Source organism: Paenibacillus sp. NPDC058898, from assembly GCF_049316025.1.
In the GTDB taxonomy this organism is placed as follows: Bacteria; Bacillota; Bacilli; order Paenibacillales; family Paenibacillaceae; genus Paenibacillus_AQ.
In genome coordinates this window covers 22059-42112 of the sequence record NZ_JBMOSM010000010.1, presented here as the reverse complement: position 1 = coordinate 42112, position 20054 = coordinate 22059, and the positions used below count along the sequence as shown (strand labels likewise).

At 51.4% G+C, this 20054-nt stretch carries 17 protein-coding genes; 12 read left to right on the top strand and 5 right to left on the bottom strand.

What is annotated here, in order from left to right:
• The first annotated feature begins 110 nt into the window (after positions 1–110).
• Complete coding sequence (locus ACOZB4_RS23730; RefSeq protein ID WP_339270381.1) at positions 111–1559, top strand: ABC transporter substrate-binding protein; 1449 nt, start codon at positions 111–113, stop codon at positions 1557–1559.
• Between the two features lie 296 nt (positions 1560–1855).
• Here the strand turns inward: ACOZB4_RS23730 and ACOZB4_RS23725 are convergent, their stop codons facing one another.
• From ACOZB4_RS23725 to ACOZB4_RS23705, 5 genes are all read right to left on the bottom strand, one after another.
• Complete coding sequence (locus tag ACOZB4_RS23725) at positions 1856–2833, bottom strand: DUF4367 domain-containing protein (RefSeq protein WP_379414541.1); 978 nt, start codon at positions 2831–2833, stop codon at positions 1856–1858.
• Positions 2784–3383: an RNA polymerase sigma factor gene (locus ACOZB4_RS23720; protein WP_379414542.1), complete on the bottom strand. Its 600-nt coding sequence runs from the start codon at positions 3381–3383 to the stop codon at positions 2784–2786. Before ACOZB4_RS23720 ends, ACOZB4_RS23725 begins: the two co-directional genes overlap by 50 nt.
• Positions 3384–3684: 301 nt before the next feature.
• Complete coding sequence (locus ACOZB4_RS23715) at positions 3685–4557, bottom strand: aminoglycoside 6-adenylyltransferase (protein WP_379414543.1); 873 nt, start codon at positions 4555–4557, stop codon at positions 3685–3687.
• Between the two features lie 162 nt (positions 4558–4719).
• Complete coding sequence (locus ACOZB4_RS23710; protein ID WP_339270387.1) at positions 4720–6036, bottom strand: glutamate-1-semialdehyde 2,1-aminomutase; 1317 nt, start codon at positions 6034–6036, stop codon at positions 4720–4722.
• 81 nt (positions 6037–6117) lie between these two features.
• Complete coding sequence (locus ACOZB4_RS23705; RefSeq protein WP_076325879.1) at positions 6118–7206, bottom strand: LCP family protein; 1089 nt, start codon at positions 7204–7206, stop codon at positions 6118–6120.
• 129 nt (positions 7207–7335) lie between these two features.
• Between ACOZB4_RS23705 and bcp the strand changes: the two genes are divergently transcribed.
• From bcp to ACOZB4_RS23650, 11 genes are all read left to right on the top strand, one after another.
• On the top strand, positions 7336–7818 hold the full coding sequence (gene bcp / locus ACOZB4_RS23700; protein WP_076325878.1) for a thioredoxin-dependent thiol peroxidase: 483 nt from the start codon (positions 7336–7338) through the stop codon (positions 7816–7818).
• Between the two features lie 180 nt (positions 7819–7998).
• Positions 7999–9306, top strand: coding sequence for a polysaccharide deacetylase (locus ACOZB4_RS23695; protein WP_379414544.1), 1308 nt, complete (start codon positions 7999–8001; stop codon positions 9304–9306).
• A 270-nt stretch (positions 9307–9576) separates the two neighbouring features.
• Complete coding sequence (locus tag ACOZB4_RS23690) at positions 9577–10047, top strand: DUF1641 domain-containing protein (protein WP_076325876.1); 471 nt, start codon at positions 9577–9579, stop codon at positions 10045–10047.
• Positions 10048–10079: 32 nt separating this feature from the next.
• Positions 10080–11255, top strand: coding sequence for an NAD(P)/FAD-dependent oxidoreductase (locus ACOZB4_RS23685; RefSeq protein WP_379414545.1), 1176 nt, complete (start codon positions 10080–10082; stop codon positions 11253–11255).
• 320 nt (positions 11256–11575) lie between these two features.
• Complete coding sequence (locus ACOZB4_RS23680; RefSeq protein WP_379414546.1) at positions 11576–13354, top strand: sensor histidine kinase; 1779 nt, start codon at positions 11576–11578, stop codon at positions 13352–13354.
• Positions 13329–14882, top strand: a complete 1554-nt coding sequence (locus tag ACOZB4_RS23675; RefSeq protein WP_379414547.1) for a response regulator — start codon at positions 13329–13331, stop codon at positions 14880–14882. Before ACOZB4_RS23680 ends, ACOZB4_RS23675 begins: the two co-directional genes overlap by 26 nt.
• A gap of 141 nt (positions 14883–15023) precedes the next feature.
• A complete protein-coding gene (locus tag ACOZB4_RS23670) occupies positions 15024–16346 on the top strand; it encodes an ABC transporter substrate-binding protein (protein ID WP_379414548.1) in 1323 nt (440 codons plus the stop codon).
• A 30-nt stretch (positions 16347–16376) separates the two neighbouring features.
• On the top strand, positions 16377–17327 hold the full coding sequence (locus tag ACOZB4_RS23665; RefSeq protein ID WP_083659825.1) for a carbohydrate ABC transporter permease: 951 nt from the start codon (positions 16377–16379) through the stop codon (positions 17325–17327).
• A 31-nt stretch (positions 17328–17358) separates the two neighbouring features.
• Positions 17359–18192 carry a carbohydrate ABC transporter permease gene (locus tag ACOZB4_RS23660; protein ID WP_076325872.1) on the top strand — a complete coding sequence of 278 codons (834 nt, stop codon included), beginning with the start codon at positions 17359–17361 and terminating at the stop codon, positions 18190–18192.
• 81 nt (positions 18193–18273) lie between these two features.
• The gene (locus ACOZB4_RS23655; protein WP_422759662.1) at positions 18274–18435 is read left to right on the top strand and encodes a hypothetical protein; all 162 of its coding nucleotides are present in this window, start codon (positions 18274–18276) and stop codon (positions 18433–18435) included.
• A 56-nt stretch (positions 18436–18491) separates the two neighbouring features.
• The gene (locus ACOZB4_RS23650; protein ID WP_379414550.1) at positions 18492–20039 is read left to right on the top strand and encodes a helix-turn-helix domain-containing protein; all 1548 of its coding nucleotides are present in this window, start codon (positions 18492–18494) and stop codon (positions 20037–20039) included.
• The last annotated feature ends 15 nt before the right edge of the window (positions 20040–20054 follow it).

Here is a 20054-nt window from a genome sequence, read left to right as displayed (position 1 = left end):
AGCCCTGCACATGATCGTCATATGAATGCACATCGTCCTTTCCAGGTTTCAATTTTATGATGGAGATAGAAACGGACATTATCATTTCAATAAGGAAAAGGGGAGTATCCATGCGCAAGTTCTCAGCACTACTGATCTGCCTTATGCTGTTCAGCTCCTTGCTCGCAGCATGCGGCGGTGGCAAAGCAGCACCGGAGGCCGGTAATAAAGACGGAGGGACCGCCAATTCGGGCGGAACGACTACAACGCAGACAGAGGAACCGAAAGAGGATATCGCGGATCAAAAGATAACGATCAAGATCCACTATCCGCTGCCGGATGACACAACGCTGCGTCAGCAGGAGGATGATAAAATCGCCCGTTTCCAGGCGAAATATCCGAACGTGACCATCGTGAAGGACGACTGGCAGTACAGCGTCAACGAAATTGGGGTCAAGATGGCTTCGAACGAAGCACCGACGTTTTATAACACTTGGGCTACGGAAGCACAGCTGCTCGTGGAGCGGGGCTGGGTGGCCGACATTACGGAGTTTTGGAACGACTGGGAGTACAAGGATGACATGAATCCCGTGCTGCAGGATCAATTCATCGTGGACGGCAAGGTGTACGGCGTTACACAGAACGGTTATATCACGTCAACGATCGTGAACAAGAAGCTGCTGGACGCGAAGGGCGTGCCCGTCCCGCCGATGGATTGGACATGGGACGACATGTACAACACGGCTAAAGGCGCTGCGGACCCGAAGGCCGGTATATCCGGAATCGCGCCGATGGGTAAAGGCAATGAAGCGGGCTGGAACTGGACCAACTTCCTGTTCGAAGCCGGCGGGGATATCGAAGTGAACGAGGACGGGAAAGTGAAAGCGGTGTTTAACTCGGAAGCCGGCGTGAAGGCACTGGACTTCTATAAGAAGCTGAGATGGGAAGCGAATGCTATTCCGCAGGATTGGGCCCTCGGTTGGGGCGATGCCGTCAGCTCGTTCCAGCAGGGACGTACGGCAATGGTTATTGCTGGCGCATTTGACGTGATCCAGCCGGCATTGAACGAGGGCGGCATGAAGCCTGAGGATGTGCTTGCATATCCGATGCCTGCGATGGAGAAAGGCGGAGCGCATCATGGCATTTTGGGCGGAAATTATTTGGTCATCAACCCGAATGCCACGAAGGAAGAACAGGAAATGGCATTCCGCTATATCACGTTTGATTATTTTACGGATGATGCGCTGAAATCGGTGGAAGATACGATTAATGCCCGCAAAGCCGAAGGCAAATACTTTGTACCGACGCCGCTTGAATATTTCAGCGATGATTCCGAGTATGCCGCGAAGGTGAAGGCCATCTACGATAAGTACGACAATGTCTACAAATATGATCCGCAGCTCTTCAGCCTGTTGGAAGGCAAACCGGAAGCGCAATTCGGAACGCAGGATTATTATGCGGCGATGTCCAATGTCGTGCAGGAATCGTTCTCGAAGGAAGGCACGGATTCCAAGAAACAGCTGGACGAAACAGCCAAGTTGGTTCAGGAGAATTTTTTCGATAAGATCGAACAGAAGTAAGGGTGCGGCTGTCCCGGATGGGATTGGGGAGAACTCTGCAGCACAAAAAAGAGAGACGCCGGAAACAGCGTCTCTCTTTGCTTTTTCATATCCTTGGCAATAGCTGCTAAAAGGCGGGCGAAAGGTCAGCCCTTCCCAAGCATGGCCGCCAGATTTGTGTCCGGGTCCCGAGACCGCCACAGGCGACTTTTTCTGTATTATCTATCATTTTACTGCGTTTCTACGAGAAAAGAGCCATAATTTGGTATAATGATTGGCGATTATGATGTTTTTAAGCCAAGAGAATATAACGCTGCTTACTTGGAATCAGGCTTCGGAATGATCGTATTGGCGATGCGGATCAGCTCTTCGGCAGCGATCTCTCCCTGGGCAGAGCTAAGCCTAAGCATGTAGCGGTGCCCGGTCGTTGGTTCTTCATAGGCCCAGTCCAACTGCGCCGAGCTTCCGCCGTTCCACGTTTTTTGCAGAACGTCCTGCCCATTGATCTTGATCTTCCGGTTGATCATGTCACTATTGTCGTCCCAGTAGGAGGTCACGCTTCCGTGGTCCCCGTTATTCAGGATGGTAAGGGAGACTTCCTTTTTGTCGCTGGTATAATATACCGTTGAAATCCAGAAATTATCGGTGAACTTCACCGGCATCAGGGCGTAGTCCTTCCCGGAAGCTTTGGCTTTCTCAAGCAGCTTTTTGGCGATGTTGGCTTTTTCCTGCTCGGTCAGCGGGTTCACGTCAGTCTCGCGCTCCATGTGCACGCTGGCGTTATTGAACGTGTATGTGCCCGAACCGGACAGCTCCTTGGCCAGCGGCAAACCGGGCACGTTCACCATGCTTTGCAGCTTGGCGAAATCCTTGACGGCATGTGGAGTGGATTTGATGTCGATGGCATGCTTCGGATTATCCGGCACGACATAAATGATGGCGGCTTCGCCCGGCTTGATCTGTTCGTCCCAGATGGTGTTCATCAGATGTATGCGGTTCAGTTCCTCTTTTGAATAGTCTTTAGGCGAAGGCGACTCTGCCTTCGATTTCTCCTCATAGACAACCTCTCCCTGGCCGTTGGTTAAAGAGTGGTACTTTACTGCTGCGAAACCGGTCGATGCGGTAAGCAGCATGCCGGCAATTAAGAGAATGCTTACTTTGTTTTTCACGAAAAATCGCTCCCTTTTAAGATGCTTTTCCCGAATTTGGTTCATGACGCGTTCCTGAAGGGCCGTCCCGAGCGGCTCAACCCTTTGAAAGAGTGGTTCCAGGTCCTGGTCGTTGTCCATGTTCATTCGTTTCTTCCCCCTCGGCCATGGCATAATGTTTGCGGAACTTGGCTGCGGCCCGCTGAAATTTTTTCCTAAGATAGGTCGTGTTTTGTTGCAAAATAAGGCTGATCTCGTGATAGCTCTTGTCCTCGACGCAGCGCAGGATGAGCAGGCTCCGTTCCTCGGCGGTCAGCCTGGCCAGCGCCCGGAGCACGGACGGATTGTAGTATTTGTGCTCGATGACCTGATCGACATGCCTGTTATCCTGATCCTTCTGATACAGAAAGGGGAAGTATCGGGATAGCTTTCGCTTACGGAGGTAGTCGATGCACTGGTTGGAGGCGATGCGGTACAGCCAGGCTTCGAAGGGCTTGTCCAGTTCGAATTTAGACAGATTGCGATAAGCTTTCAAAAAAGCTTCCTGGGTGCAATCTTCGGCTTCGGCATAGTCGCCAAGCATGTGATAGCAATAGTTGAAGATGGCTTTGTGGCAACGGTTCATGATCAGCTCATATTTGTCGATCTCTCCCTTCAAAACATCAGCAACGATCTGATGGAATGCTGGTTCATCCAAGTGGTTTCACCCCTTTACAATTTGTATTACGCTTGGGCAGAGCACAAATGTGACAAATGGATTCAATTAATCTTGGTTGCAGGAGAGCGCATTTCGAAAATCGGGTTGGAGTAAGGGAGCGCTCCCGGATGGGACTGGAGAAAATTCTGCATCGCAAAAAAGAGAGACGCCGGAGCGGCGTCTCTCTTTGCTGATTCATTTCTTTGCAATTGGGAGTTGATTTGGACCCGTGGTCAGTCCTCCTCGAGCACGGCTGCCTGATTCCATATTTGGAATCAAGGGAACTGCAGCTTCCGCAATCTTAATAAATCGCCTTCGCATCCGCTGGCAGCTGCCGGACATGCTGCAGGAAGCCCGTTACACGCCGATCCTGCCCTATATCGTATTCAAAGCCCAGCTGCTCAGCGACATCCAGTGCGGTTCTGCGGAACAGCGCTCCCATCGTAAACAGCGCCTCCCACACCTCTTCGTAGGTTCCGCGAGGGTAGGTGGACATCAGCTCTTTCCAGCTGTCCGCAGACAGGTAGTTTTTCAAGTACTTGCCGTTCTTGCCCACGCTGAGCGAGAAATCGGTCTGGGTGCCTACCTGCCACTCCAGCATTTTCATCAGCATCGGCCGCATGATGTTGTGGAAGTGGTCTTGGGCATACAGTATTTCTTCCCGCCACAAGCCCTTGGCTACATACGTGGATACCCACCAGAACTCATTGCAGCAATCCTCGAAGAAGGCTGCGGACGGACGCTGTACCCAGAAATCCTCGTCGGACGGAGCAGGAATCTTGGGAAAAGTCTGATCTTTATCCATTAAGATCTGGATCAGTTTGTCTCCCTTGCAGTATTTCTCCTTCTCCTCGATGGGAATCAGAGTCATGTCAATCCGGTTGCCGTCGGTAAATAACATCAGGTACGAGAACCAGCCTCCAAGATCCGGAGGGAACATGGCCATATCTTCCGGCGTCTGCAGAATCAACCGTTCCCCGAAGACATCAATCCAGTTCGGATCCTGAATAAAGCTGTCCATGTCCGTAACATGAAAGCTGATATCGTAATCCTGAAAAATATCCTTAGGCACGTTGGGATTCGTTCGCGAGCCCTCCAGGGTCACCGCCCGAACCCGTTCGTCGCGGGCTGCGTAGCCCAATACCAAATCCATCATTTCTTGTTCGCTTCTCATGTTATCCAGCCTCCGCATTCATATTTAGATGACTCATGATTGGAATCGGACAGGTCAGGAGGTCCACGAATCCGGACCGTAGAAGCATGGCATGGAGCATGTTATAACTTGTTCAAGCGCTTTTTCATAAGGAAATCTCCTTTTCCGTTGAATATATTTAAATTAATTCTTCATGGCCTTAAAAGATTCCTCCGCAGCCTCAAGCGTAGCCTCGATGTCAGCATCCGTATGGGCGGTGGTCATGAACCAGGCCTCGTATTTGGAAGGAGCCAAGTTCACGCCGCGGTCCAGCATATGGCGGAAGAATGCAGCGAAGGCTTCACCGTCGGTGTCCTGCGCTTCGTCATAGTTAGTGACCGGATGATCGCAGAAATGAGTGGAGAAGGAGCCGCGGATGCGGTTGATTGTGAGCGGAATGCCGTGGCGGTCGGCGGATGCCTGCAAGCCTTCCGTCAGCTTGATGGTCAAGCGCTCCATTTCTTCATATACGCCTTCGCCCTGCAGAACCTCCAAGCAAGCGATTCCGGCTGCGATGGAGGCGGGATTACCCGCCATAGTTCCGGCCTGATAAGCAGGGCCGAGCGGTGCGACCTGTTCCATCACGTGTTTACGGCCGCCATAAGCGCCGATAGGCAGGCCGCCGCCGATGATTTTGCCAAGAGCCGTAAGATCCGGCTGAATCGCCTCGTGATTGGCCAGACCCGCATAGGTTTGGGTAGATCCGTAGTGGAAGCGGAAAGCGCTGATAACTTCGTCATAGATGACCAGTGAGCCGTTGTCGTGCGTCATCTGACATAGGCCTTCGAGGAAACCCGGCTTCGGCATCACCATCCCAAAGTTGCCGACGATCGGCTCTACCATAACGGCAGCCACATCATCGCCCCATGCGTCGAGGGCAGCGCGCAGGCCTTCCAGATCATTGAACGGAACGGTAATGACTTCCGTCGCAATGCTGGCCGGGATCCCGGCACTGTCCGGAATACCAAGGGTGGAAGGGCCGGAGCCTGCTGCCACGAGGACAAGATCGGAATGGCCGTGGTAACAGCCGGCGAACTTGATGATCTTGTTGCGCTTGGTGTAGGCGCGGGCGACCCGGATCGTGGTCATGACCGCCTCGGTACCGGAATTGACGAAACGCACCTTATCCATGGACGGAATGGCGGCCTTCAGCATTTTGGCTAAGGTGATCTCAAGCTCTGTTGGCGTCCCGTAAAGAGTACCGTTTTGAGCTGCTGTTGTGATTGCAGCCGTAATATGCGGATGGGCATGTCCGGTTATGATCGGACCATAAGCCGCCAAGTAATCGATATAACGGTTGCCATCCTCGTCCCAGAAGTGGGCTCCGCTTGCGCGTTTCATAAAGACGGGGGCACCACCGCCTACGGCTTTAAAGGAACGGGAGGGACTGTTTACGCCGCCTACGATATGCTGCAGCGCTTCTTGATACAGAGTTTCGGAACGGTTTCTTGATGTTGCCATGATAGTAAAACTTCCTTTCTTCATGAAGCAGGACAGGAAGCTAAAATGACGTAGCGTCCTGTCCTGCTTGCTGTAAGTGTATTAGTTACGATCCGTTGTTGCAGATGGGGCAGTGGAGCTTTCGGAATTACCATTCTCAGAATCGTTGTTCTCAGAACCACGGGTCTCAGAATTGTTTTCCGTACCTTCGCTGCCTCCGGTTTCAGGGTCAGGCGTTGGCGGATTTAAGATGTCCTGGATATACTGTTTAAGCGTATCCGGATTGCCTACCGTTAGAACGGCAGCACCGCCGATATGTTCTTCCTTCAGGAGTTTCATCGGAGGAACCTGTTCGCTGCCACTCATTTTACTCTTATAGGCAACGTTCGCAAGCTTCCACATATCCTCGACATCGAGATTGGTATCAATATATGGGCTGACGGACTTCAGAATGTCCGGAAGCTTCATGATGGACGTGGTGGTCTGCATTTTCTTGGCTACGGCCTTCAAAAGCTCGCGCTGCCGCTCGGTGCGGGTAAAGTCGCCCATCGCATCATAGCGGAACCGGACATATTGCAGCGCCGTGTTGCCATCTAGATGCTGCATGCCTTGCTTCAATTCAATGTCGTATTCGTTTTTGTCTGCTTTACTGGAATAATTCATGTCCTTCTCAACATAGAAATCAACCCCGCCGACGGAATCAACCAGCTTCATGAAACCCTGGAAATCCGTATAGACGTAGTATTGAACCGGAATGCCCAGCAGATCGCCTACAGCCTTCATGGCCGTATTCGGGCCGTGCGTGATGGCCGTATTGATTCGGTTTCGGTCATATCCGGGTATTTCTACGTAAGTATCGCGCAAAATAGAGAATAAGTGCATTTTTTTCTTCACCGGATCAATCGAGGCAACAAGCATACTGTCGGAACGAGGAATTTCGCCTTCCTCAAAACCGCGTGCATCAACGCCCATCAGCAGAATGTTAACCGTCTCCGTTCCTTCCCACTCGGGTGGCGCAGGAACCTTGGCATCTACCTTTTCAATTTCGCGAAAAGGGGAGGAATCACCTGATTTCTGAAGACTTTGCAAGCCGTCGTAGAACGACGCCGCATAATAAATGCCGTAACCAATAACAGCGGCGAGGATGAGGCTGACACTCCATATAATCGTCTTCTTTGTTTTTTTGGTCATTGTGTTCTTCCTTTCGGATTACGCTGATGAATAAATTCGATAGAACATTTGAACATTCGACATTCATTCTATTATAATTTTTTTCGAAAAGACAATCAATTTTCGGGACTAAAGTCCGTACAGTAGGAGTTGAGCCTTATCGTAGATCAAACGCAGTTGACAGTCGGAAGCCAGGTGCCGGATTTTTCACTTCCGGCTTCGAACGGGGAGAAGGTAGCATTAAGCGATTTTCGCGGACGTAAAGTCGTGCTGTTCTTCTATCCGAAAAATATGACCCCAACCTGTACCGAGGAGGCTTGCAGCTTCCGGGACAACTATGGTGCGTTGGAGCAAGCTGGCGCAGTGGTGATCGGGATTAGCCCGGATCCACTGAAATCCCATGCCAAATTCATTGATAAGCATAGCCTTCCCTATTTGCTCATGTCTGATGAAGAGCACAAGGTAAGCGAAATATTTGGCGTATGGCAGATGAAGAAGATGTTCGGCCGCGAGTATATGGGTATTGTACGCTCTACCTTCTTGATTGATGAGCAGGGAAAGCTTGCAGGCCAGTGGCGGAAAGTAAAAGTGAAAGGTCATGTCGAAGCGGTTCTCACAGCCGTGCTGTCATAGCTATATGAAGAACGGTCCCTCAGCATGCCTGGACAGGCATGATAAGGGACCTTTTTTTAACAAATAAGACCAGAGGAATAATGAATTCAGTTTACTCAAATTCTAGTCTTTTTTTGAAACACCCTCCATATAATCTATCAGGAAGCCGAACTCATAGAAACGATGGAGGTAGAGTTGATAATGAAAAATATGGTGCGGGTAACATCAATTGCGGTATTTTTCGGCGTATTGGCAGTGCTCATCATGATCGGTATGGGGCTTGAGGTCCAGCAGCCGACTGACATATATATGGAACACGCGCCTCTGGCAGCAGCGCCAATGACAGTGACTGGGCAGGATATACAGGTGAAGCCGGAAGCGTCAAGCAAGCCTATCGTTACGACTGCATACAAGAATACATCGGCTGTGAACGCCGCACCTGTTCAATATAAGAAACAAAGTGACAAAACGGTATACCTGACATTTGATGACGGGCCATCGGATTTGACGCTTGATGTGCTGAATATTTTGAAGCGAGAAGGAATTAAAGGCACGTTTTTTGTACTGGGTAAGGAAGCGGAGACCCGTCCCGAGATTATTAACCGCATCTATGAGGAGGGCCATGTGATCGGGAATCATACATATGATCATCGTTATGACAAGCTCTACGGGCGTTTTCAGGATTTCTGGGGACAGATTAAGAAAACGGAGGAAATCATTCGTTTAATTACGGGGGAACGGCCGCAGCTGGTCAGAGCTCCCGGGGGAACGGCCGGCCATTTTGACGAAGCCTATTTTCAATTCATGAAGCAGGGGGGCTATCATGTATTCGATTGGAACGTCGACAGCGGCGACTCCAGGTATCGAGGCGTCCCGGTTAAAGACATCGTAAAAGGGGCAACCACGAAAGTGAACGGCAATGAGGCAATTGTGCTTCTTCATGACGGTAGAGGTCATGCCGAAAGCGTAAAGGCTCTGCCGGACATCATTTCTTATTATAAAAAGCAAGGCTATGCCTTTGATGTACTATCTCCGGAAATTCAGCCCGTTCAATTTCGTGCCCAGCAGAGTGCACGTAAGGTTTCGCAGCCTTCAAAGCAATGGATCGAGGAGCATGTCGCAGCCAATGCCGCGCTATTTGAGACTGGGCGAACGCTGGCCGTGGAATTCGGAGGAATGGAGACTGCGTTCGCGGCAGGGGAATACAAAATGGTGGACGGCCGGTTGATGGTACCGCTGCGCGCCCTGGTGGAGCGGCTCGGCGGAAGCGTGTCCTGGAAGTCTCACAACAAGACCGTGCAGGTGACGCTGGCAGGGAATCGCTGGGAAGCAGACCCGGTTGGCGGCTTGCTATTCCCCATGCAAACAGGGGGCAAACCGGTGTCTTCGGATGTTCATTTAATCGGCGGTACTGCTTGGATTCCGCTTCGGGAAGCGCTTGACTTTTCCGGCCGCCCTGTTACAAGAGTGACATATGAAGAAAGCGAGTATCGCGTTCTAACTTTGTAGTCGAAAATTGCATTTTATGTTTGTAATTATGCTTCACAAGTTATAGACTAGTACTTAGAGATATTTATCACAATCCCTAAGATTGTTTCAGAATAAAGGAGGGGGAAGTTTCCCCCTGCTTTATTTTTGGCGATAGTGAGTCACCCTTAAGTTCGCACTTTTGTAAGTGATGCATAATAGATACCGGTTATCCCAAAATTAAAGCTAACCGGTTCGATCGTCGCCAAGTCCATCTTGGGAATTCACTTAAAGAAAAGGAGGCAATTCTTTATGACAGAAACATCTTCTCCACAGCCGTCCGAAACTCCGGAAAATGTTGTAGGAAACCAAGAAGCTGCGGCGTCCAGCCGTCCTGATGTGCTGCTCGAACAACTGCTCAAGCCCGAGGTTCAGGAATCCCTCACAACTCTCGTGGACAATCTTCCAAAACTTGCAGAAATGCTGACCGTCATGACTAAAGCTTATGACTTCGGTAAATCCGTAGCTACAGATCCCGTGCTTGCGGAAGACACCATGGCTTCCCTTAGCGGATTCGCGAAGCCGGTCACGACAGCAGCGAAAAGCGTTGCATCTGCAGCTATCGAAGCCGGAGACCGTGTACACGCTCAAGGCGACCAAGCTCAGATTGGCGTATTTGGTCTGATGAAAATGCTGAAAGATCCTCAGGTTCAAAAGGGTCTTCGCTATGCTCAGGCTTTTTTGGACGTTCTTAACGAGCGCGACCAACAAAACAAGCGTTAATCCATAAATCATACGAAGAACGGAGGATGGTCATGTCTAAACATATTTTAATTTTGGGCGGAGGCTATGGCGGCTTGCTTAGTGCGCTTTCTGCACGCGAGCATTTTGGTGCTGGTGCAAAAATCACGCTGATCAACCGTTTCCCAACCCATCAGATCATTACGGAATTGCACCGTCTGGCAGCAGGCAACATCGCAGAGAAAGCAGTAGCTTTGCCGCTCGATAAGCTTCTGCGTGGCGCGAACGTTGACCTGCGCATCGGCAACGTTAAGGAAATCAAGCCGGATGAGCGTTCGATTTCCCTTGATGACGGCGGAAACTTCACATATGATGCCCTGGTTATCGCACTGGGCAGCGAAACGGCCTTCTTCGGCATTCCAGGACTGCAAGAGAACAGCTTTATCCTGAAGTCCGTGAACGATGCTAACCGTCTGCGTGCTCATGTGGAATCCCGTATTGCGGAATATAGCAAAACGAAAAACAAAGCGGACGCTACCATCGTTGTTGGCGGCGGCGGCTTGACAGGCGTTGAGCTTGTTGGTGAATATGCCGATATGAAAAGCGAGCTGGCTCGCAAATACGGTATCGATCCACAAGAAATCACGCTTTATTGTGTTGAAGCAGCTCCTTCCATTCTGCCAGGCTTCCCTGCAGAACTGGTTGACCGCGCAACAACAAGCCTGCAAAAACGCGGCGTGAACTTCCTGACCGGATTGCCGATTACCAAAATGGATGGCACTACCGTTGAACTGAAAGACGGCAGCACGATCGAAACCAGCACATTGATATGGACTGGCGGCGTACAGGGTAATTCCGTTGTGGCTAACTGCGGCATCGAAGTCAACCGTGGTCGTGCAGTTGTTAACGAATTCCTGCAATCCGCATCCCACCCTGACGTATACGTTGCTGGTGACAGCGCGGTTGTTATGGGACCGGAAGGTCGTCCATACCCGCCAACAGCACAGCTGGCATGGCAAATGGGCGAGCTGATCGGCTACAACATCTTCGCTCAATTGAATGGCGGCGTACCAGCTTCGTTCACACCGGTATTCTCCGGTACGCTCGGCAGCTTGGGACGTAAAGATGCCATCGGTACCATTGGTGCTAACAAGACCCAATTGAAGGGTCTGCCTGCAACCTTGATGAAAGAAGCAAGTAACATGCGTTACCTATCCCACATCAATGGTTTGTTTACACTGGCTTACTAAGCCTAGAAGGCGGCATTATATTCACATATAAAGAGATGGACCCTGAGTTTTCGGGTCCATCTTTTTTTATTTTGCAGCCCAAACATAAGCAGATGGACTTAGGGACATCGACATGAAAACATAATACGATGGTTACACCCGGGAGCGAGGAATACCAAGGGATTTCACACGCGTGCTCCAGAGCGGGATGTTAGAGAAGGAGGTAAGGGAGAGACTGAAAGGTGAAAGTCCAAAAGGAAGAAGAAAGAAGTTTAAACAGTTATGTAAGCGCTATCACAAAAGGTTCGCAGTTTTCATTTTATGAAACGGAGGGAGCATGTATGCGGGGATATCATCGTCTTCATTCCATTGTCATTCAACTTTTTTTGTTTTTTTTCATCGGCACCACACTCCCGGTTCTCATCATGGGTTTCCTGTCGTATCACAAGTCAGCCTCAATCGTGGAGGAGCAGGTCAGTAAAGTGGCTTCCCTCACGATCACCCAAGTCAGTGACAAGCTGAATATGTTCTTCAAGAAACTGGATGACTCATCGATGATGGTGCTGAACAGCAAAGTGGTTCACGGCATCCTCGAGGATCAGGATATCAGTAAATACGACCTGACGTTGAAGGTGAAGGAGGGAAAGGATCTGTTGACCTCCATCATGATTAATTCGCCGGAGATATTGGACGTGTATGTGTTTGACGTGCAGCGGAACAATTCGGTCCTGAGCGCCGATTCCTTGATGTCCATCCCGGACCAGTGGGATTCTCCTTGGTATCAAGCGATACTGGAGGCGAACGGGCAGGCGGTATGGTTCGGCTTGTCGGATACCTCCTACCTGAAGCAAACGGGAATGGGATTTCCCGTGTTTGGGCTGGGCCGGGCAATCCGGAGCTGGGATACGGGGGAGATCGTCGGGGTGATGTTCATCGAGATTATGGGGGATGTCCTGATCGATGAATTAAACCATGTCCAATTCGGCAACACGGGGTATATGTACGTGGCCAATGACGAGAATCGTTACTTTTACCATCCCGATCCTTCCATGTACGGGAAGCCGTCCCAGATCAAGCTGCCCTCGGGATTGACGGAATACAACCTGAACAACAACAAAACGCTGATGATCCCTTCGCGCCTGAACAACGGCTGGCATGTGGTCGGCATGGTGCCGCTTAAGGAATTGACGGCCGATTCCGCCAGCATCCGGAGTTTCACGGTCTGGATTGTATTCGGATCGATTCTGGCAGCGATCGGGATCGGTTATTTCATGACGCGGAGGATCGGCAATCCGCTCGTTCATTTAAGCCGCTTGATGCGCAGAAGCGAAGCAGGCGATTTATCGGTCCGCAGCAAGAATGTGGGTCCCAGTGAAATCGGTCAGCTGGGCAGAAGCTTCAACAAAATGATTGAGCAGATCGATCTGCTGATCCGGCGAATCGCCGCGGAGGAATCCGAGAAAAAAAAGGCGGAAATCCGCGCGCTGCGGTATCAGATCAACCCTCATTTTCTCTACAATACACTGAACTCGATTCGCTGGATGGCCAAGCTGAACCGGACGAATGACGTGGATCGATCGGTTACGGCCCTTGTTCAGCTGCTGGAGGGGAGCCTGGAGCGCAATGGGGTGTTCATACGCCTTGGAGATGAACTGGAGCTGCTTCGGAAATATATGATCATCCAGAATTACCGATACGACCATCAAATTGAGCTGAGGATCGAATGTCCCGAGCCAATGGAGGATCTCTATGTTCCCCGGATGCTGCTGCAGCCGATTGTGGAGAATGCGATCTTTCACGGGATCGCCCCGCTTGATGATCCTGGCGTTATCACGATTCGAATAACATCGCACCAGCAGGATGTCATGGTTCGGATCGAGGACAATGGAATCGGCATCAAGCCCGAACGAATAGCCGGACTGCTGTCGTATGAGCAGGATCACTCCAAGCAAGGCATGACCCACATCGGGCTGCGTCATGTTCACCAAACGGTCCAGTTGTATTACGGCAGTCGCTACGGGGTATGGGTAGAAAGCCCGGAAGGCGGAGGAGCGCGGGTCACGATAACATTTGCGAGGCAAAGGGGGGACGATTATGTACAGAGTGCTGCTCGTGGATGACGAAGCGATCGCACGTACAGGACTTCGATCGACCTTCGATTGGGAGAAATATGGTTACCGGCTTGTGGGCGAGGCCTCCAACGGACAGCGGGCCATGAAATGGATTCTGAACGGGGATCTGGACATTCTGATCACGGATATCGCGATGCCGGTCATGGATGGTTTGGAGCTGACCCGCCGGACAAGGGAGCTTTGTCCTTGGGTGAAAGTGCTGCTGCTCAGCTGTCATAGCGATTTTGAGTTCGTGCGCGAAGGCATCAGGCTTGGCGCATCGGATTATATTCTCAAGCCGACGCTGGATGCGGACTCTTTGGGTGCTGTGCTTGATCGCATGCGTTTGAAGCTGGAAGAGGAGAAGCAGATGCAGCGGATTTTGACCGAGCATGAGCAGCAGCAGCGTTTGAATCAGAAGAAGGCCGCGGAAAAAGTCCTCTTTCAGGCGCTGTCCGGGGAGCCCGGTGCGCTCGCAAAGCTGGAAGCATGGAACCATAACGGTCCTTATCTGCTGGCCGTGCTCCAGCTTAATTCTGATCCAGGGGCTGGCGCGGCCGGGGTTCAGCACAAGGATTGGCATGACGAGATCGAGCGATTAATGGGACAGTTATATGACCAGGCGCCGGAGGCGCTGGCAGCTCGACTGGAGACGGATCGGATCGCTGTCTACGTGCCCCTACGGCATGCAGGAAGGCTTCCAGCTTCAGAGCACGAAGCGGCCATCCGTCTGCCGATCCGATGCGCGATGGGGCTCAGCAGGAGATATAACGGCATGGATAAGCTGCAAGAAGCGTTTCGAGAAGCTAGCGAGTGCCTGGAAGGCCTCTTCTTTCATAAAGATCAACAGATTCTTCGGGCAGGGGAGCTCCCTCTGACCGAGGCCGATTCGGCTCAGGAGAGGCCGGCCGCTGAGCTGCATGCCCTAAGAGCCGCGCTGACCGTCGGGAACATGGATATCAGCGAAGAGCGCCTGCAGTCCATTATGCTGCGCTGGCAGCCCGGAAGGATGAAGAAACGGGCGGTCCTCCGGGAAGCAGAGGAGCTTCTGAGCTTGCTCGCTATGTTTCATCTTCCCGGCTGCCCGCCGTTACCGCAAATCGGAGAAGTGGGCAAGCTTCGCTCGGTGGAGGAAGTGAAAGAGCTGGTGCTTCAAGGCCTCCATACTTTGCGGGAGGAAGCCATGCGTCACCCCGTACCGGAATCCACGCTGCATGAGCGAATCGTGCTGCAGGCCGTCCAATATATTAAGGCGCACTTCACTGAGCCGATCTCCCTCCAGGAGGTGGCGGACGAGGTGGCCGTAAGCCGCAACTATTTTAGCGAATTGTTTAAGCGCGTCACGGGGCACAACTTCATTGACTATGTGATTGATCTGCGGCTGAAACGGGCCAAGGAGCTGCTTTCCACCACATCGCTACGAGTGTATGAAGTGGCGGATCGTTCCGGATTTAATGACGTGAAATACTTTAGCAAGCTGTTCAAGAAGTTGGTAGGCATGACGCCTGCTGAGTACCAGGGACAGCATCGAAAATAATGGGAATTTCTTAGGATCCGAAAAGAATCCACTTTTTCGGAACATAATCCGTTCAAAAACTTTTTGCCAAAATTTTATAATTAAAGCGTTTACAAGAGCTGTGCCAGCGAGTCCAAATCTGGTTTGAATGGAGGAAATGAAATGACAAGGAAACAGGTGAGAGGGTCATTGCTTGCAATCATTCTTCTACTATCATCCATGCTCCAAGCGTGTGGAGGCGGCGGAACATCAGAGGGTGGGGAGCCCGGAAGCGGCGAGAAGGTCAAGATTAAATGGGCGACCTGGGGAAATCCCGGCGAGCTTACCCGCTTCCAGGAGCTCACGAAGGACTTTAATAAGAATCACTCGGACATTGAGGTCGAATTTATTCCGATTCCGGGCGAATATGATCAGAAAATATTAACCCAGTTAACAGGTGGGACGGCCCCCGATATCTTCTATGCAGGGGACGCCCTAGTCGTGAAACTGATCGAGAATCAGAGCATTGAGAATTTGACGCCGTATATGGAAGCACCGGAAAGCGTAATCAAGAAAGATGATTATTTCGAAGGCTTGTGGGGCGCAGCCGTGCGGGATGGTCAGACCTTCGGGGTACCGGTGGACTGTAACCCGATGGTGTTGTGGTACAACAAGAAGGTGCTGAAGGAAGCAGGAATTACCGAGATGCCGGCCGATCTTCAGGCGAACGGACAGTGGACCTGGGACAAATTCAAGGAAATGTCGGACAAGATCCGGGACAGCAAAAAGTACGGCTACGTGCTGGATAACTCGTGGAACAGCTACCACAGCTGGGTGACTTCCAACGGCGGCCGGGTATACGACGACGAAGGGAATTTCGTGGCGGCTTCGGATCCGAAGGCGATGGAGGCGTTCCGCTTCCTGTACGACAACGTGAAATCCAAAAACATCACCTTCTCCGGCACGCTTCCAAAAGGGCAAGGCGGGGATGCCATGTTTATGTCCAATCAAGTTGGATTCGTTGCTGCAGGCCGCTGGTACTTGCCGCTGTTCAAGAAGAATCAAGGACTTGAATATGACGTGGTCACATGGCCAACCAATACCGGCAATAAGATCGAGCCGGCCGGTATCCCGACCGCATACATGGTGATGAACAAGGCATCGAAGAATAAGGAAGCGGCATACACCTTCTTCTCCGAGTACGTAAGTAAAGAGGGTCAACGCTTTCGCCTGCAGGGCGGCGGCAATGCTGTCCCGTCGGTACAGGGAACGGATGAGGTGGTGCTGGAAGGGAATCTGCCGGAGCATGCCCAGTTATTCCTGGACGCGCGTGAGATCGGGTATTCCCTGACTCCGTTCGAGGCTGGTATTCCCGGGCTTAGCCAGGATATTACGTCCAAGTTCGAGGCACTATGGCTGAAAGATCAGGATCTTGAAAGCTCGTTGAAGGACATTCAGGATATGGCTAACAAGAAAATTCAAGATTACAAGAGCGGCAAGAATTGATCCAGCTCTGGGGAGGAACGGTGAGATGAAATGAACACGCAGCCTGCAGGAAGCTCCGGCGCCGCTCCTTCTCCGGAGCGGTTTCCGGAGAGGAGAACGACCTTAAAGAGCAAGACGTCCGATGGTTTATGGGGCTACTTTTTTATCTTTCCCCAGATGATCGGCTTGATCGCTTTTTCATTGATCCCGCTCATCTCGGCTTTTGTCATCAGCATGATGAACTGGGACGGCATGGGAGCCAAGAAGTTTATCGGTCTCCAAAATTTCGTGTCCCAGCTTCAGGATGAGGAGTTCCACATCGCACTGGTGAACACGGTGTATTACACGATTCTTTCGGTACCAACAGGCATCGTTCTGGCCATGCTGGTGGCGGTAGGCTTAAACCGGGTTCGCGGGAAGATTCTGTACCGGCTGATCTACTTCATGCCGAACATTACGATGTCCGTTGCCGTCGCCGTCGTGTTTATGTGGCTGTTCAACGCCGACTTTGGCCTTATTAACATGTACTTGCAGCAGTGGTTCGGGATAACGGGTCCCTCCTGGCTGACGGATTCCAGGTACGTGATGCCTTCGATTGCCCTGCTGAGCGTCTGGATGGGGCTGGGAGGCAATATGGTGCTGTTCCTTGCCGGGCTTCAGGGCATATCGAGAAGTTATTACGAGGCGGCCGAGATTGACGGTGCCGGCAAATGGCAGCAGCTGATCCATATTACGATTCCGCTGCTGTCCCCGACGACCTTTTTCGTAACGATCATGTCCATTATCGGTTCCTTCCAGGTGTTTGACCAGTCGTTTGTCATGACTTCCGGCGGACCGGCGAAGGCCAGTTATACGCTTGTCTATCACATCTATGAGACGGCCTTTGCGGACTTCACCTTTGGCAAGAGCACGGCGTCGGCGGTCATCCTGTTCGTGATGATCCTGTCGCTCACCTTGTTCCAGATGAGGATGTCCAAGCGGTGGGTGCATTACGAAGACTGACGGTCGAACCTTTAGGAAGGAGGGAAAATGAATGATACATCGGGGATTGAGGATGTCCACCGTAGTGCTGCATATCGTGCTGATCATAGGCGCGTGTATGATGGCCTTGCCGTTTGTCTGGATGGTGCTCAGCTCGCTCAAGGATTTGTCGCAAGTATTCGTCGTGCCGCCCAAATGGATTCCTGACCCGTTCATCTGGTCCAATTACAAGGATTCGTTGACGGCGCTGCCGTTCGGGCGCGCGTATTTTAACAGCTTCTACATCAATATGATCGTTGTGGTTTCACAGCTGATTACCTGTTCCATGGCGGCCTATGCGTTTGCCAAAATCACGTTCCCGTTCCGGGAGCCGCTGTTCATTCTGTTTCTAGCTACCATGATGGTGCCGGGACAAGTGACCATCATTCCGCTTTATCTGATCATGAAAAATATCGGATGGCTGGATACACATCTGGCGATTATCGTCCCTTCGGCACTTCTCAACGCCTTCGGGGTGTTTCTGCTCCGGCAATTCTTCAGAGGCATTCCGAAGGAAATGGAGGAGGCGGCCATCGTGGACGGCGCGAACCGCTGGACGATATACACCCGGATTATGCTGCCTTTAATCAAACCGGCTTTATCGGCACTCGGGATTTTTACCTTCCTCGGGATGTGGAACAACTTCTTTAACCCGCTGATTTTTCTCAGCAGCACGGATAAGTTTACCGTGCCGATGATGCTGAATTTGTACCGGGGCATGTATTCAACGGATTGGACGCTCATGATGGCCGGAGCATCCATTGCGCTCATCCCGGTCCTCATCGTATATATCATCGGTCAGAAATATATTATTGAAGGCGTTACTTTATCCGGGATTAAGGGATAGGTGAGTTTAATCAGCCCGTAAGCGGAGCTCCTTGAATGAGGAACCCGCTAACGGGTTATTTGTGTTCTGACCAGAATCAAGATGGAGTACAAGCTAGGTACAAATACGCTTCATGTGAATGATTTGTCAGCTGAAGAACGGCTTCTGCTCCAGAAGAGGGTCATGGCTGAGGCGGAAGGAGAACTGTGCCAATATAAAGCAGCCGAGCTGCAGTATATTTTCACAGATATACTAGTATGGTAGTATAAGGTAAAATGGGTGCGCTTACATAATTACGCTCGTGAAGGGGGACGAGGATATTGTTCAATGTACTTCTGGTGGATGATGAACCATGGGTCCTAGAGGGACTTCGAACCATGATCGATTGGAACCGGTTTGGATTTCAAATATGCGGAGAAGCTCTGAGCGCTCCGGAAGCGCTAAAGTTAATGGAACAGTTGAAGCCCGAACTGGTGATGACGGATATACACATGCCAGTCCTGAACGGCCTTGAATTGATTGAGCACAGTAAACGGATACTGCCTCTTCCTCCGAAATTCGTTATTTTGAGCGGTTATGATGATTTTGGGTATGCACATCAAGCCATGCGCCAACGGGTCGCCGAGTATTTGCTGAAACCGATAGATGACGAGGAGATCGAAGCTGTGCTTGCCAAGCTCAGCCATGAGATCCGGGAAGAACGAGACGCTGAACGCAGCCACCGGAAGAAGGCGGGCCTTGCCGTCCATTATTTGTTGAACCGGTTAATTCAGGATGAGCTGAGCCATGATTTGGCCGAGCAAGCGCGCAAAGCGATGTTAATCCAGGGCAAGCCGCTGCTGCAGTGCCTATTGATTGAGGCGGAGATTATTGAAACGGGAGTGGATTGGATCGAATGGATGGCCGATTATGGGCCCGAGAGCTCGCTGGGATGTTTCCAGGACAACAGCGGGAGCATCGGAGTGGTGCTTCATGTGGAGCATTCGACTCCGGATGATGTTATGGAGACCGCGCTTCAATTGCAATCCGCTCTGGCCCAGGAGCTGAAAGGACCGGTTATCGCAGCGTTAAGCGGAATGGGGACAGGAATTCAGGCGATTGGAGAGCTTTACAGGCAAAGCGCGGAGGTGCGTGATGATAAACGGAGCCAAGGCAGAAGCGGCGTGTTTTGTTATCAAGAGTGGAGGAGGGGCGAGCACCTCCTGGGGCTACCCTTCGGATGGATAGACGAATTGTTTTCTGTGATTATGGCGGGGGAACAAGCGTCCATCGAGTCATGCTTGGCGCGGATTTATGCAGCCATGACTGATCACCTGCCCCACCTGAGGGCTCTTCAAGCCGATGTGGCCGATCTGGAATTGAAGCTGTGCCGAAGGATCGCGGAGATGAAGGGAGATCCGGATCTTTTCATGAACCGGCTGCAAGGGGAGCTTGGACATCTGGGTGAAGCTTGCCATAACGCAGCGTTAAAGAATTATTTGCGGCTGCTCTCGTTCGAGGCCGCTTCGCAGTTGGCCGAGTTAAGAAAGCTTAACGAGCACAACACCATTTTTCAAGTGATTCAGTATGTCGACAGAGAATATCGAAGCAAGCTTCAGCTTCAGGATTTGGCACGGCATTTTCATATGAACGCCACTTATTTGGGACAGCTGTTCAAGAAGCATGCAGGCAAGCCGTTCAAGGAATATCTGAATGACAAGCGGATCGAGGAGGCCAAGCTGCTGCTGAAACGTAGCGGCATGAAGGTTTCCGAGGTTGCGCTCCATGTCGGGTTCCCAAACGCGGACTATTTTATCCATAAGTTTAAGCTGACAACCGGGATACTGCCCTCGAATTACAAGAATCATGTTGAAAGCAAGCAGCGCTAAACCGGGAGGGTGCCT